A 235-nucleotide genomic window follows, 5' to 3' on the forward strand; every position below is an offset into this window, starting at 1 on the left:
TTCTTGTTTTTCGCAGTAAAAGGATGGTGGAGCTATGCGGGATCGAACCGCAGACCTCCTGCGTGCAAGGCAGGCGCTCTCCCAGCTGAGCTATAGCCCCATCGTTTGTAATCTCTGTACCGCTCATCCTTTAAAAGGAGTTTGGTAGGCCTGAGTGGACTTGAACCACCGACCTCACCCTTATCAGGGGTGCGCTCTAACCACCTGAGCTACAAGCCTGCAGAGATTTTTACTG

At 52.3% G+C, this 235-nt stretch carries 2 tRNA genes; both read right to left on the minus strand.

Features of this window, described 5'->3' with window-relative positions:
- Window positions 1–24 precede the first annotated feature (24 nt).
- Window positions 25–100 (minus strand) — tRNA-Ala (locus tag PYW49_RS23315).
- A gap of 42 nt (window positions 101–142) precedes the next feature.
- Window positions 143–219: transfer RNA gene (locus tag PYW49_RS23320), tRNA-Ile, on the minus strand.
- Between the last annotated feature and the right edge of the window lie 16 nt (window positions 220–235).

This window comes from Enterobacter chinensis, assembly GCF_034008295.1.
Lineage (GTDB): Bacteria > Pseudomonadota > Gammaproteobacteria > Enterobacterales > Enterobacteriaceae > Enterobacter > Enterobacter chinensis.